The organism is Caballeronia sp. ATUFL_F1_KS39, assembly GCF_023630985.1.
In the GTDB taxonomy this organism is placed as follows: domain Bacteria; phylum Pseudomonadota; class Gammaproteobacteria; order Burkholderiales; family Burkholderiaceae; genus Caballeronia; species Caballeronia zhejiangensis.
The window spans coordinates 61,676-74,608 of sequence record NZ_JALQDZ010000056.1; the positions used below are offsets into that span (position 1 = coordinate 61,676).

General features: G+C 62.6%; 14 protein-coding genes. 6 read left to right on the forward strand and 8 right to left on the reverse strand.

What is annotated here, in order from left to right:
• On the forward strand, positions 1-1,026 hold the full coding sequence (locus tag NCR93_RS27940) for a porin (protein ID WP_175980232.1): 1,026 nt from the start codon (positions 1-3) through the stop codon (positions 1,024-1,026).
• Between the two features lie 3 nt (positions 1,027-1,029).
• On the opposite strand, the gene NCR93_RS27945 is transcribed toward NCR93_RS27940, so the two are convergent.
• The gene (locus NCR93_RS27945) at positions 1,030-1,386 is read right to left on the reverse strand and encodes a MarR family transcriptional regulator (RefSeq protein WP_033536044.1); all 357 of its coding nucleotides are present in this window, start codon (positions 1,384-1,386) and stop codon (positions 1,030-1,032) included.
• A 239-nt stretch (positions 1,387-1,625) separates the two neighbouring features.
• Between NCR93_RS27945 and NCR93_RS27950 the strand changes: the two genes are divergently transcribed.
• A complete protein-coding gene (locus NCR93_RS27950) occupies positions 1,626-1,919 on the forward strand; it encodes a hypothetical protein (protein WP_008346348.1) in 294 nt (97 codons plus the stop codon).
• A gap of 59 nt (positions 1,920-1,978) precedes the next feature.
• Positions 1,979-2,533 carry a hypothetical protein gene (locus tag NCR93_RS27955; protein ID WP_175980231.1) on the forward strand — a complete coding sequence of 185 codons (555 nt, stop codon included), beginning with the start codon at positions 1,979-1,981 and terminating at the stop codon, positions 2,531-2,533.
• 27 nt (positions 2,534-2,560) lie between these two features.
• Here NCR93_RS27955 and NCR93_RS27960 read toward each other — a convergent pair whose 3' ends face one another.
• The 3 genes from NCR93_RS27960 to leuC are packed head-to-tail and all read right to left on the reverse strand — an operon-like array spanning position 2,561 to position 5,975.
• A complete protein-coding gene (locus NCR93_RS27960; protein WP_175980230.1) occupies positions 2,561-3,883 on the reverse strand; it encodes a 2-hydroxycarboxylate transporter family protein in 1,323 nt (440 codons plus the stop codon).
• A 60-nt stretch (positions 3,884-3,943) separates the two neighbouring features.
• Positions 3,944-4,588: a 3-isopropylmalate dehydratase small subunit gene (leuD, locus tag NCR93_RS27965; RefSeq protein ID WP_175980229.1), complete on the reverse strand. Its 645-nt coding sequence runs from the start codon at positions 4,586-4,588 to the stop codon at positions 3,944-3,946.
• On the reverse strand, positions 4,581-5,975 hold the full coding sequence (leuC, locus tag NCR93_RS27970; protein WP_175980228.1) for a 3-isopropylmalate dehydratase large subunit: 1,395 nt from the start codon (positions 5,973-5,975) through the stop codon (positions 4,581-4,583). The genes leuD and leuC overlap by 8 nt, the downstream gene beginning before the upstream one ends.
• A 105-nt stretch (positions 5,976-6,080) precedes the next feature.
• Between leuC and NCR93_RS27975 the strand changes: the two genes are divergently transcribed.
• The 3 genes from NCR93_RS27975 to NCR93_RS27985 all read left to right on the forward strand — a co-directional run bounded on the left by NCR93_RS27975 (position 6,081) and on the right by NCR93_RS27985 (position 8,588).
• Positions 6,081-6,971: a LysR family transcriptional regulator gene (locus NCR93_RS27975; protein WP_239295314.1), complete on the forward strand. Its 891-nt coding sequence runs from the start codon at positions 6,081-6,083 to the stop codon at positions 6,969-6,971.
• A 47-nt stretch (positions 6,972-7,018) separates the two neighbouring features.
• Complete coding sequence (locus NCR93_RS27980) at positions 7,019-7,357, forward strand: DUF3140 domain-containing protein (RefSeq protein ID WP_175980226.1); 339 nt, start codon at positions 7,019-7,021, stop codon at positions 7,355-7,357.
• 67 nt (positions 7,358-7,424) lie between these two features.
• Positions 7,425-8,588 (forward strand): phytanoyl-CoA dioxygenase family protein, encoded by a 1,164-nt coding sequence (locus NCR93_RS27985; RefSeq protein WP_175980225.1) that lies wholly within the window; start codon positions 7,425-7,427, stop codon positions 8,586-8,588.
• A gap of 4 nt (positions 8,589-8,592) precedes the next feature.
• Here NCR93_RS27985 and NCR93_RS27990 read toward each other — a convergent pair whose 3' ends face one another.
• The 4 genes from NCR93_RS27990 to NCR93_RS28005 are packed head-to-tail and all read right to left on the reverse strand — an operon-like array spanning position 8,593 to position 12,928.
• Positions 8,593-9,315: a FadR/GntR family transcriptional regulator gene (locus NCR93_RS27990; protein WP_033536016.1), complete on the reverse strand. Its 723-nt coding sequence runs from the start codon at positions 9,313-9,315 to the stop codon at positions 8,593-8,595.
• 7 nt (positions 9,316-9,322) lie between these two features.
• A complete protein-coding gene (gene yjfF / locus NCR93_RS27995; RefSeq protein ID WP_008346364.1) occupies positions 9,323-10,360 on the reverse strand; it encodes a galactofuranose ABC transporter, permease protein YjfF in 1,038 nt (345 codons plus the stop codon).
• A complete protein-coding gene (locus tag NCR93_RS28000) occupies positions 10,357-11,415 on the reverse strand; it encodes an ABC transporter permease (RefSeq protein WP_175980224.1) in 1,059 nt (352 codons plus the stop codon). Before NCR93_RS28000 ends, yjfF begins: the two co-directional genes overlap by 4 nt.
• Positions 11,408-12,928: a sugar ABC transporter ATP-binding protein gene (locus tag NCR93_RS28005; RefSeq protein ID WP_034470137.1), complete on the reverse strand. Its 1,521-nt coding sequence runs from the start codon at positions 12,926-12,928 to the stop codon at positions 11,408-11,410. Before NCR93_RS28005 ends, NCR93_RS28000 begins: the two co-directional genes overlap by 8 nt.
• Between the last annotated feature and the right edge of the window lie 5 nt (positions 12,929-12,933).

Below are 12,933 nucleotides of genomic sequence, written 5' to 3' on the forward strand. Positions count from 1 at the left end.
ATGCGTCTGACCAACACTTTCATGTGCCTGCTGGCTGTATCGATGCTGTGCGGCATCGGTGCAACGTCCGCGCATGCGCAGAGCGCCGTGACCTTGTACGGCAGCATCGATACGAGCATCGAAGTGACGAACCCGGGCTCGTCGTGGACGCCGCGCATGGATTCGGGCGCGTATCGCGGCTCGCGCTTCGGCTTGCGCGGCTACGAGCAATTGAGCGGCGATACGCGTCTGCTCTTCGATCTGGAAAGCGGCTTCAGTTCCGCCGACGGCACCTTCGCGACGGCCAACACGATCTTCAATCGACAGGCGTGGATCGGGCTCGGCGCGCCGTGGGGCGAGTTGCGCTTCGGCCGGCAGTATTCGCCGATCTACATTCCGTTCAAGGGCGGACTCGATGCATTCGGTGCGGGCACGATCGCGTCGGGGCTCAACAATCTGTCGAAGATCACGCCTTACACGAATAACGGCATCACGTATCTGTCGCCCGATTTTCACGGCTTCACGACGACGCTCATGGTCGCATTGCGCGATAGCGGCAACGGCAACGGGCTATCGGGGAACTACGAGACGTTCGCGTATCACAGCGGGCCGTTTCGCATTTCGTACGCGCATCAGGACACGCAAGGCGACACCGGCTTGCGTGCGAATCTCGGCGGCGTGTCGTATCGCTTCGGCAAGACGACGGCCTTCCTCTCGTACTTCAACGGCGATGGCGGGTCGCCGCGCTATCACAACGACGGTCTTTCGGTCTCGATGCGCTACGCGGTGACGCCGCGCCTGCGCGCATCGCTCGGCTATGCGTATGCACGCGATCGCTCGGGCAGCGATAACGACGCTGACCAGTTCAGCGTTGCGTGCGAATACGATCTCTCGCCGAAGGTGCTGCTTTACGCGAGCGGCGCGATGCTGCGCAATCATGGCGACGCGACCTTCACGCTGCGCGGCGTGAACGTAGTCGGGATTCCGGCGGCTTATCCCGGCGCGCCGGTGCGCGGCGTGCAGGTTGGCATGATCGACCGGTTCTGATTCTCAGCGTCTCTTCTTCGCCTCATCGAGGCACGCCGCGAGCTTCTCGAAGTAATCCAGTGCTTTTCGCGTCGGCACGACGGTCTTGATGCGCAGATCGTCGCTGCTTTCATCGACGGATACGAGGCCTTGCTTTCTGAGGTTCGTCAGCTTGCGATGCACCGTCGCCGGCGCGCCCGCGATAGACAGCGCCATCGTCTCCGTGACCGTCAGCGCATGGCCCGCGTGCCACGACGCCGTGAGCGCTTCGAGCAAGCGTTCTTCGGCAGCATCGAGCTTCGGCACCGAAGGCAATGCCTGCACTGCCTGAGCCAGATTCAGGAAGCGGAAATAGGCATCGAACACGCTCTTTTTGGCCATGAAGAAATCGCTTTTAGGGAACGAACCGATCATAGCATTCGCGATATACGGCAAACCACAATCGACGATCTATTTATCAAGTTGATAAGTAAGTGCTAAGATAGTGCGTCGAGCAAGGGCGCAATACAAGGTCGCAATACAAGGTCGCAATACAAGGTCGCAATACAAGGGAGCAATACGAAGAGCGGACGAGTGAGCGTTTCGCTATTGCCCGAGCGATTTCCCGGGAGGGCAGGGGCGTGGTTCAGGAACGCGATAACAACTACATCACGGCGCATTTCATCGAGCAGGAGATCGAACATCTCGCGAGGATGATCCGCTCGCGCCACTGGCATCGCAGCGCGGCGTGGCCCGTTTCGTACTGGCGCGAGCGCATCGAGGAATTGCAGCATGCGCCCGCCATCGCGCCGCTTCAGCGCATGGAGCTCGAATCGCTTTTGAACGAACTGGAGCGCATCGCGGCCAAACTCGAATCGTCGGCGAATTACGGCGGAAGAGCGCAAGGCCAGACGCGCACGATGCGCGACGCATGAATTCGCGCGGTGCTGCGATAAGATGTGCGTCCTTACCGCCGCTCACTGGCACGCCGCCAATGTCTTCCCTTCAACTTCGCTTATGTTCCGTCGTCGGAACGGCGCTCGTCTTTATCACCTCGCTCTGGGCCAATCAGGAAATCTTTACTCATTCCGAGTTCGTGCGAGGCGTGAACTGGATTTATCTTCCGGCCGGCATTCGGCTGCTCAGCACGCTGTTGTTGGGCGCGGACGGCGCACTCGGGCTGCTTTTCGCAAGCTGGCTCGTCGATTTCTTTTATTTCTTTCCAAATGATCCGGTGAGATCTTTCGTCGGCGGCATCATTGCGACCGTCGCGCCTTATGCCGTGTATCGACTCGCGCGCGAGATCTATGGACTCGACGCGTCGCTATCGAATCTGACGGCGGGCAGATTGATGATGCTCACCGTCGCTTATGCGCTTGCCGGTCCGCTGCTGCATAACATCTGGTTTTATCTTCAGGGCGATACGGAGCATATCGTCGCGCGATTCTTCGCGATGTTCATCGGCGATCTTGCCGGGACCATGATCGTCATCTATACGCTCAAAGCCTTGCTGCATTTCCTTCCCGTTCCGCGCGCGCCGAACCGCTAATCGTGCGCCGCGCGCGCCGCATGCACGTCAGCCGAACCACTTCATCATCAGCGTGGCGAACACGACCATGCCCGCGCCGCCGATGCGCGTCGAAATCTGCGCGAAGGGCATGAGTCCCATGCGATTCGACGACGACAGAATCGCGACATCGCCCGTGCCGCCGAGACCGCTATGGCAAGCGGTGATGATCGCCGCTTCGACTGGATACATCTTCAGCCACGCGCCGACGAAAAATCCCGATACGACCATCGCCGCGACCGTCGACGCGCAGATCACGAAGTACGCGGGCGAGAATGCGCCGACGAGCTTGTCCCACGACACGAAGAGCGTGCCCAGTCCGACGAGGATCGCGAAGGTGAGATTCGTCGACATGAACTTGTAGATCTGATACGCGCCGATCTCCATGCGTTCGGGAATCGCGCGCACGACCTTCAGCACGGCGGCTGCGACGATCATCAGCACGGGTCCGGGGATGCCGGTGACAGGCGCGAGCAGCATGCCGAGAATGAACAGCGTGCAGCCGAGCAGCAGCCCGAAACCCATCAGGCGCAGATCGAGCGCGGCCTCGGCTTTCTGTTCCTTCAGCAGCGCCTGATCGTCGCCGCTCTTCACGAGCATGCCGTCGCCGCTATATGCGCGATGTTTCTCACCGAAGCGCTTGAGCAAGCCGCTCGCGAGAATCGCGACGACGTTGCCGATGAGCGCGGCGGGCACCATCATCGCGATCAGATGACCTTGCGCCGCGCCGGTGATTTCCGCATAACCGATCGACAAGGGCAGAATGCCTTCGCCGATGCCCCCGCCCAGAATCGGCATGACGATATAGAAGAACGTGTGCTTCGGGTCATAGCCGAACATCAGTCCGACTAGCACGCCCGCCGCGATCGCCGTCACCGTGCCGACCAGCAATGGCACGAACATCTTCAGAAAGCCTTGAATCAGGATCTTGCGATTCATGCCGAGAATGCTGCCCGCGACGAGACACGCGATATAGAGGTATTGCAGGTTCGCGGTCTTCATTGTCGTGGTGATGGCCTTGAGCGCGGCATCGTCCATCAGCTTGTAGCCGAGCAGCGCCGAAGGCACGAAGAGACAGAGAATCGCGGGCCCGCCGATATGCCTGAACACCGGAATGCGTTTGCCGATTTCGCCGAGCAACAGGCCCGATAACATCAGCACGGCGAAGCCGCCGATCATGTCGTTCGGCAATTTGCCGGTGATGGCGGCGAGTATCGTGACCAGTGAGAGCGCGACGAACATCGCGACCGGCATGCCGCCGATGGTCATCAACGAGAAGCGCGCGCGCAGTCCGAGCGGCGTCGCGCCCGTGCGCAACGAAGGGCTTTCCATATCGTGTCTCCTGATTGAGAAGTGATGCGGCGATGGACGCTCGTGCGTCTCTTTTTCGCCTTACGCTGCTTGCTTGTTGCGTAGCGCGGGCAAATCGATCTTCATCCACGGACGCAGCGCCTCGTGCTTCGCTTCGAATGCGCGGATCGCGTCGCTGTCGGCGAGCGTCATGCCGATCATGTCCAGTCCTTCGATGAACATGCGCTTCGGTCGCTGCGGAAGATCGAACGCGTAGTGCGTGCCGTCGCTCGTGCTCACGCGTTGATTCGCGACGTCGATGGTCAACTGATTCGTCTTTGCATCGCTCGCGAGCGCGCTCAATGCAGCGACGACGGCTTCATCGAGCGCGATCAGCAGCAAGCGATTGTTCTGCGCGTTGAAGTAGAAGATTTCGCCGAAGCTCGGCGCGATGACGGCATCGATTCCCGCTTGCTGCAAGCCCCATACGGCGTGCTCGCGGCTCGATCCGCAGCCGAAGTTCGCGCCCGCAATGAGAATGCGCGCGCCCGCATAGTCGGGCCTGTTCAGCACGAAGTCTTTGCGTGCGTTGCCCGATGCATCGAAGCGCAAGTCATACAGAACGCCGCGCGCGAGACCGGACTTGTCGATGCCGAACAGAAACTGCTTCGGCATGATCTGGTCGGTGTCGAGATTGTTCAGCGGCAACGGCGCGGCGATGCCGGTCAATGTTGCGTGTTCAGACATGCTCCAGCTCCTTGCGTACGTCGACGATACGGCCCGCGAGCGCGGCGGCGGCAGCCATCGCGGGACTCATCAGATGGGTGCGGGCGCCGCGTCCCTGGCGGCCCTCGAAATTGCGGTTGGTCGTGGACGCGCAGCGCTGGCCGGGTTGCAGGATGTCGTCGTTCATCGCGAGGCACATCGAGCAGCCAGGCTGACGCCATTCGAAGCCCGCCTCGATCAGCGCGCTGGCGATGCCTTCGCGTTCCGCCTGCTCGCGGACCATGCCGGAACCGGGCACGACCATCGCACGCACGGAAGGCGCGACCTTGCGGCCGCGCACGATATCGGCGACGGCGCGCAAGTCTTCGATGCGCGCGTTCGTGCATGAACCGATGAATACGTGATCGATCGCGAGGCCCTCGATCGCCTGATTGGCATCGAGTCCCATGTAGTCCAGCGCCTTCGATGCATTGCGTTGCGCGACCGGTTCATCGGCGAGGCGGGGAATGCGCGCATCGATCGCGATGGCCTGATCCGGGCTCGTGCCCCATGTGACGAACGGCGCGACATCGCGCGCGTCGAAGCGATGCGTGATGTCGAACGATGCGTCGGCGTCGGACGCGAACTGCTTCCATTGCGCGACGAATGCATCGGTTCCGATGCGCTCGGCGACATAGCGAATCGTCGTCTCGTCGGGGGCGATCAACGCACCGCGCGCACCTGCTTCGACGGTCATGTTGCACAAGGTCATGCGCGCCTCGGCGGAGAGCGCATCGATCGCGCTGCCCGCATACTCGACGACGTAACCGCGCGCGCCCTGCGCACCGATCTTCGCGATGATGTAGAGCACGAGATCCTTCGATGTCGTGCCGCGAGGCAGCGCGCCATCCACGACGATGCGCATGTCCTTCGCGACGCGATAGACGAGCGTCTGCGTCGCGAGCACATGTTCCACTTCCGATGTGCCGATGCCGAAGCCCAGCGCACCGAGTGCGCCATACGTCGTGGTGTGACTGTCGCCGCACAGCACGACCATGCCGGGGCGAATCAGGCCGATCTCCGGCGCGACCACATGCTCGATGCCTTGCGCACGGTCGCGCACATCGAACAGATGGATGCCGTGCTCCGCGCAGTTGCGCGTGAAGTTCGCGGCCTGCTGCGCGGCGGCGTCGATCATGATCGTGCGCTTGTCGACCGCGACGGGATGCGTCGGAATCACATGATCGACGACACCCATCTGCTTTTCCGGGCAACGCACCGGCAGGTTTTTTTGCGCGAGTCCCGCGAATGCTTGCGGGCTCGTGTACTCGTTCATGATGTGCAGGTCGGCGTAAAGCGCGACGTGTTCATCGTCGACGTGAAAAACCGTGTGGCTGTCCACGATCTTCCGATAAAGCGTCTGTCCCATGCTGTCTCCGTTCTTGCTTCTCCGATAAGTCGAAGCCAGTGTAATTCGATAACGGAGACCGTAAAATGCAGCTTGTCTTAACCCATTGTTAAGCTAAATTTAAAAATGGACTCGATCGCCGACCTGGAGTTTTTCGCGCGGCTCGTCACGCAAGGCAGCTTGTCGGCGCTCGCGCGCGAGCTCGGCGTGACACCGCCCGCCGTGAGCGCGCGCCTCAGCCAGCTCGAACGGCGTCTCGGCGTGAAGCTGCTGAACCGCACGACGCGGCGGCTCGCGATGACGCAGGAAGGCGAGCTCTATCTCGGCACCGGCTCGCGCCTGCTCGAACAGGTGCAGGAACTGGAACGCATGGTGTCGAGCAGCCGCGATCTGCCGCGCGGCCTGTTGAAAGTGAACGCGACGTTCGGCTTCGGGCGGCGTCATATCGCGCCGGCGCTGTCGGAGTTTCGTCGGCAATATCCGGATGTCGAAGTGCAGCTCGATCTCACCGATCGTCCGATGAATCTCGCCGAATTCGCGTTCGATGTCGGCATTCGCTTCGGTGAATTGCCGGACATGCGCGTGGTCGGCAGAAAGATCGCGGCGAACCGGCGCTTCGTATGCGCAGCGCCGGCGTATCTGCAAGCGCATGGCACGCCGAAGGAGCCGGACGATCTGCGCGGTCATCGCTGCATCGTGCTGCGCGAGAACGACACGGCGTACGGCACCTGGCATTTCACGAAGGGCAAGCGGCACGAAACGGTGAAAGTCCACGGCACGATGAGCAGCAACGATGGCGAAGCGACGCTGCGCTGGGCGCTCGACGGTCACGGCGTGCTGACGCGTTCCGAATGGGACGCGCAGTCGTTTATCGATTCGGGCGCGCTCGAACGCGTGCTCACCGACTGGTCGATGCCGCCCGCCGATATCTATGCGATCTATCCCGAGCGGCTGAATTTGTCGGCGAAAGTGCGCGTATTCATCGAGTTCCTTGAGCGGTATCTGAAGCGGGTGTGATGCTTGCTGAATCGCGGGCATGACATCGCCGACGACGGAGGCAACTCATGACCGCGCAGCACCACGATGACGACAGCGCGACTTACGGCACCTTCAAGGATCTCGTCAACATGACGCCCGCTCAACTCGAAAAGTGGCTCGCGACCGACGAGTCGCGCGAAGTCGGCCAGAAGAACGGCGGCGGCGAATCAGTGGGGCACAAGTCGGGTCGGCATATCATCGACATTCTCGGCAAGAAGAAGGCCGATCTCGGCGAAGACGACTACGCGCACATGCGCAAGGTCGTCGGTTACATCAAGCGGCACCTCGCGCAGCGCCCGCACGAAGTCGAGCATTCGCACTGGCGATACTCGCTGATGAACTGGGGCCACGATCCGCTGAAGTAGGCTGCCGTCATTCGTGCCGCGCATTCGGCAGCATCAGCCGCTATGCTTGTCGAAAACGGAGCGAGACATGAATCAGACGAACTGGTACGCCGAAAGCGATTGCTCACTCGATGAATTCGCGAGCCTGCTCGAGCGCGACGCGCGACCGAAGCTGACATTCGCGTCGCACATTCAGCGCGGCATTCCGTTATATGACTGCGGCGCGCTCGCCCCCGCGCTGGACGATTCATCGACATGCATGGCGTTGCAGGCGGAATGGGCCACGGTCCTGCGCGATGGCGCAGGCGTGTTCGTGCTCAAGCATGCGTATGCGGATGTCGATCCTATCGACGAGGCCGCCGCGATCTTCGAATCGATCATCCGGCAAGAGCGGGAACGCGGTGCGAGTGCCGCCGATCACTTCGCGAAGGCGGGCGCGAACGATCGTATCTGGAATGCGCAGGAAAAGCTCTGTCTGCACGCGCCGCGCGTGTTCGCGCGTTACTTTGCGAACCGGTTCATCGAATGCGCGGCGCTTGCATGGCTCGGCCCCGGTTTTCAGATGACATCGCAAGTCAATGTCGTGCGTCCGGGCGGCGACGCGCAGCAGGCGCATCGCGACTATCACCTCGGTTTCCAGACTGCCGATGAAGTGCGGCGCTATCCGGCGCATGTTCACGCGATCTCGCCGTATCTCACGCTGCAAGGCGCGGTCGCACATCGTGACATGCCTGTGGAAAGCGGTCCGACGAAGCTGCTGCCGTTTTCGCAGCGCTATGCGCAAGGGTATCTCGCGTGGCGGCGCGCGGACTTCCGCGAATACTTCGAAGCGCATCACGTTCAATTGCCGCTCGAAAAGGGCGATGCACTTTTCTTCAGCCCCGCGCTCTTTCATGCCGCGGGCGCGAACCGCACGCGCGACGTGCAGCGCATGGCGAATCTGCTGCAGGTGTCATCGGCATATGGACGCGCGATGGAAACGCTCGATCGCGCGCGCATGTGCGAATCCGTCTATCCGGTACTGCTCGATTTCAAGTCGACGGAAAGCATGAGCGATGCGGAGATCGATGCGGTCATCGCTGCGTGCGCGGAAGGCTACGCGTTCCCGACGAACCTCGATCGCGATCCGCCCATCGGCGGTCTTGCGCCGAAGAGTCAGCAGGCGCTATTGCGTCAGGCGCTCGATGAAGCATGGTCCGTCGATGCGCTCGCGAACGCGCTGAAGGACAACGCGTGGCGGCGCAATACTTGAAGCCTTACTCCTGATAAACCGCCGTCAACACGCTTTGGGCATCGGCGAGCGCATTGTCGAGTTGCACGAGACTCGCATGACGCGCGCCGAGCGGATCGCGATTCGCGATCGCGGTGAGTATCGCCTTGTGGCGCGGCAAGGACAGCGCGTGCGTATCCGGATGACGGCTCGTCAGCTTGATCGACTCCGACAGCGCGAGCGATAACATGTGCCCGATATACATCAGCATGTCGTTGTGCGTCGCCGTCATGATCGCGCGATGAAACTCCAGATCGGGCGTAAGCAGTGCCTCGGGCGTCGGCGCATGCGACATGCGCTCGTACGCATCGCGGATGCGCGTGACATCTTCCTCTGTCGCATTCGATGCGGCGAGCGCGGCCGCCGCCGGCTCGACGATCCTGCGCACCACGAGCAGCGACTGAAAGAACGCGCCTTCATGCACGCTGGTGATCGTCCAAAAGAGGACATCGGGATCGAGCGTGTGCCATTCATCGCGCGGACGCACGACGCTGCCAAGACGCGGCTTCGACAGCACGAGCCCTTTCGCGACCAGCACGCGCGTCGCTTCGCGCAGCACGGGCCGGCTCACGCCATAGGCTTCGCACAGCTTCGCTTCGGCGGGCAGGCGATCGCCGGGACTGAGCTTGCCGCTCACGATGTCGATGCCGAGCTCCTGCACGATGCGCGCGTGCATGCTCTTGCGAGGTTGTGGATGACGATAGTCCATGGCGTCGTCAGCGCTTCGCCGCGGAGCGATCGCCGAACGCGCGCTGCGACAGACAGAACACGAGCAGCAATGCGCCGACCGCGATCTTCGTCCACCATGAACTGAGCGAGCCGTCGAACGAGATCAGCGTCTGAATGATGCCGAGAAGAAGCACGCCGAACAGCGTGCCGATCACATAGCCGACGCCGCCCGTCAAGAGCGTTCCGCCGATGACGACCGAGGCGATCGCATCGAGTTCGAGACCCATCGCGTGCAGGCCGTATCCCGAGAGCATGTAGAACGTGAACAGCACGCCGCCGAGCGCGGAGCAGAAGCCCGATAGCGCGTACGCACCGATGGTCGCGGCGTTCACCGGCAAGCCCATCAGAAGCGCCGAATGCGGATTGCCGCCGACCGCATAAATGGTGCGGCCGAACGGCGTGTAATGCGCGATGAACACGGCGGCCGCGAGCACGACTAGCGCGATCACCGCACCGAGCGAGAGCGACGCGCCGCTCATGACCGGTATGCGAATCTGCGATACGGCCGCATACCACGGATCGGTGATGCTGATCGAATCGATGCTGATGAGATAGCACAGCCCGCGCGCGAGGAACATGCCCGCCAGCGTGACGATGAACGGCTGCAGGCGAAAGCGCGCGATGAGCCAGCCCATGAGCGTGCCGAATGCGGTGCCCATCGCGAGCACGAGCGGGATCACGACGAGCGGATGCCAGCCCGCTTTTTCGACGAGCGCGGCGGATACCATCGTCGTCAGCGCAATCACCGATCCCACCGAAAGGTCGATGCCGCCCGACAGGATCACAAAGGTCTCGCCTACCGCGACGACGATCAGAAACGCATTGTCGATCAGCAGATTGAGAAAGACCTGCGGCGAGAAGAAGCCGGTGTACATCACCGAGCCGAGTACCGAGATCGCGATGAACAGCGTGATCGTCGCGGCGAGCGGCAGATAGCGGCTCGTCGAGAAGCTGCGCTTCGGTGCAGCGGCGTCGCGAGGATGCGCAAGCGTGACGCCCGGCGGCTTGGGCAAGGGCGAACTCATCGGCGCACCTCGCTGCGGCCAATAGCAGGGCGGCGCGCGAACTTCACGACCGTCGCGCGGAACTCGCCCGATTGCAGCATCATCACCGCGAACACGACGATGGCTTTCACCACGAGATTCACCTCCGGAGGCACGCCGAGCGAATAGATCAGATACGTGAGCGTCTGGATGATGAGCGCGCCGATCACGCTGCCCGCGAGCGTAAAGCGACCGCCCGTGAGCGCGGTGCCGCCGAGCGTGACGGCGAGGATCGCATCGAGTTCGAGCAAGAGGCCCGCGTTGTTGCCGTCGGCGCTCTTGACGTTCGAGCTGATGAGAATGCCCGCCACGCCCGCGCACAAACCGCTGAATGCATACGCGCCGAGCGTGAGCCGTTTCGCCTGCACGCCCGCGACGCGCGCGGCGGTCGGATTGATGCCGATCGCCTGCAGGAAGAGGCCGAGCGCCGTGCGCGTGATCGCAAGATACAGCAGCACGAACACGAGCGCGACGATCCATATCGATGTCGGCAATCCGAGCAGATAGCCGCCGCCGAAGAAGAAGTAGGGCGTGTAGTAGATCGTGATGATCTGACCGTTCGTGATGAGCTGCGCGATGCCGCGTCCCGCTACCATCAGGATGAGCGTCGCGATGATCGGCTGCATGCCCGCGCGCGCGACGAGCAGGCCGTTCCACAAGCCGCACAGCAACGCGACGCCGAGCGCCGCCACGATCACGACAGGCAACGGGAAGCGCGTGACGTTGCCCGCGACCGATCCGCCGATCGCCCACGCGGCGACCGCTCCCGCGATGGCGACGACCGCGCCGACGGAGATATCGATGCCGCGCGTGGCGATCACGATAGTCATGCCGAGCGCGACGACCGCGAGCGGCGCGGCGCGATTGAGGATATCGACGAGACTGCCGTAGACGTGACCGTTGCGCCACTCGACATGCAGAAAGCCCGGATTGAACGCAGCGTTCAGCGCGAGCAGCAGCACGAGCGTGACGATCGGCCAGCCGAGCCGATGTTCCATCATCGAACGAAGCGTCATGCGGCGCGCGGTGTCATCCATGTTCGGCTCCGATCATTTCGCATACCGTATCTTCGCTGGTTCCGGCGGGCAACTCGCCGACCTTGCGCCGGTCGCGCAACACGACGATGCGATTCGCGATACGCACCACCTCCGATATCTCCGAAGAAATGAACAGCACGGCCATGCCCGTCGATGCGAGCCGGAGTATTTCGTCCATGATTTCCTGCTTCGCGGCGACGTCGATGCCGCGCGTCGGCTCGTCGAGAATCAGAAGGCGCGGCTCGGTCGCGAGCCACCGCGCGATGAGCGCCTTCTGCTGATTGCCGCCGGACAAGAGACCGATAGGCATGTCGAGCGTCGCGGCCTTGATGCCGAGCGCGCGCACGAAGCGTTCGGCGAGCGCGTTCTGTTCGGCGCGCGTGAGGCAGCGCCGCGCGCCCATGCGTGCCTGCAACGCCAGCGCGATGTTCTCGCGCAGCGACAGCTCCGCGACGATGCCGTCCGCTTTGCGCTCTTCCGGACAGAACGCGATGCCGTGACGGATCGCCTGCGCGGGCGTCGTGAAGGAGACCGGCATGCCATCGATGCGCAGTTCGCCTTCGTCGGGCTTTTCGAGGCCGAAGAGCAGCTTCGCGAGTTCGGTGCGCCCCGAACCGAGCAGGCCCGCGACGCCCACCACTTCGCCCGCGCGCACGCGCAGATCGAGCGGTTGAAGCTGGCCTTTCTGGCCGAGTCGCGTGGCATCGAGCAACGCCGTTTCCTGCGTGGCCGTTTCGATGTCGTCGGGCGGCGACTGACGCGCCTGCGCGGCGGCAAGCTCACGGCCGAGCATCGCCGCGATGAGCGCCTGCGCGCCCAGTTCGCTCGTCGGCCATTCACCGACGCGCCGGCTGTTGCGCAATACCGTGATGCGATCCGAGATCGCATAGACCTGATTCAGAAAGTGCGTGACGAAGAGAATCGCGAGCCCTTGTTCGCGCAAGCGGCGCAGTACATCGAAGAGGCGGCGCACTTCGTCGTCGTCGAGGCTGGAGGTCGGCTCGTCGAGAATCAGCACTTTGGACGATAGCTTGAGCGCGCGCGCGATCGCGACCATCTGCTGCACGGCGACCGAATAGCTCGTCAGCACACGCGTCACGTCGATATCGAGACCGATGCGCGCAAGCAGCTCACGCGCTTGCCCGTGCGTCTTATCCCAGTCGATGCGATAGCCATGCAGCGCGCCGCGCCGCGGAAAATAGCCTGCGAAGATGTTCTCCGCCACCGACAGGTTCGGGCACAGATTCACTTCCTGATAGACCGTGCTGATGCCGAGCTTCTGCGCGTCGAGCGGCGAATCGGGATGGATCGCGCGGCCCTCGAGCAGAATCTCGCCGGCGTCGAGACTCACGACGCCGGTCAGCACTTTTATGAGCGTCGACTTGCCCGCGCCGTTCTGCCCCATGAGCGCGTGAACCTCGCCCGGATAGAGCGCAAGGTTCACGTCCTGCAGCGCATGAACGCCGGCGAAGCGCTTGTCGATGCCGCGCAACTCCAGTACTGGCGATGTCATCGGCG

Excerpts from the sequence above, each read along its gene's own strand:
- NCR93_RS28005 (WP_034470137.1), bottom strand. The coding sequence starts at position 12,928 with ATGACATCGCCAGTACTGGAGTTGCGCGGCATCGACAAGCGCTTCGCC.
- NCR93_RS27940 (WP_175980232.1), top strand. The coding sequence starts at position 1 with ATGCGTCTGACCAACACTTTCATGTGCCTGCTGGCTGTATCGATGCTG.
- NCR93_RS27975 (WP_239295314.1), top strand. The coding sequence starts at position 6,081 with ATGGACTCGATCGCCGACCTGGAGTTTTTCGCGCGGCTCGTCACGCAA.
- NCR93_RS27980 (WP_175980226.1), top strand. The coding sequence starts at position 7,019 with ATGACCGCGCAGCACCACGATGACGACAGCGCGACTTACGGCACCTTC.
- NCR93_RS27990 (WP_033536016.1), bottom strand. The coding sequence starts at position 9,315 with ATGGACTATCGTCATCCACAACCTCGCAAGAGCATGCACGCGCGCATC.
- NCR93_RS27945 (WP_033536044.1), bottom strand. The coding sequence starts at position 1,386 with ATGGCCAAAAAGAGCGTGTTCGATGCCTATTTCCGCTTCCTGAATCTG.
- leuC (WP_175980228.1), bottom strand. The coding sequence starts at position 5,975 with ATGGGACAGACGCTTTATCGGAAGATCGTGGACAGCCACACGGTTTTT.
- NCR93_RS28000 (WP_175980224.1), bottom strand. The coding sequence starts at position 11,415 with ATGGATGACACCGCGCGCCGCATGACGCTTCGTTCGATGATGGAACAT.
- leuD (WP_175980229.1), bottom strand. The coding sequence starts at position 4,588 with ATGTCTGAACACGCAACATTGACCGGCATCGCCGCGCCGTTGCCGCTG.
- yjfF (WP_008346364.1), bottom strand. The coding sequence starts at position 10,360 with ATGAGTTCGCCCTTGCCCAAGCCGCCGGGCGTCACGCTTGCGCATCCT.
- NCR93_RS27960 (WP_175980230.1), bottom strand. The coding sequence starts at position 3,883 with ATGGAAAGCCCTTCGTTGCGCACGGGCGCGACGCCGCTCGGACTGCGC.
- NCR93_RS27955 (WP_175980231.1), top strand. The coding sequence starts at position 1,979 with ATGTCTTCCCTTCAACTTCGCTTATGTTCCGTCGTCGGAACGGCGCTC.
- NCR93_RS27985 (WP_175980225.1), top strand. The coding sequence starts at position 7,425 with ATGAATCAGACGAACTGGTACGCCGAAAGCGATTGCTCACTCGATGAA.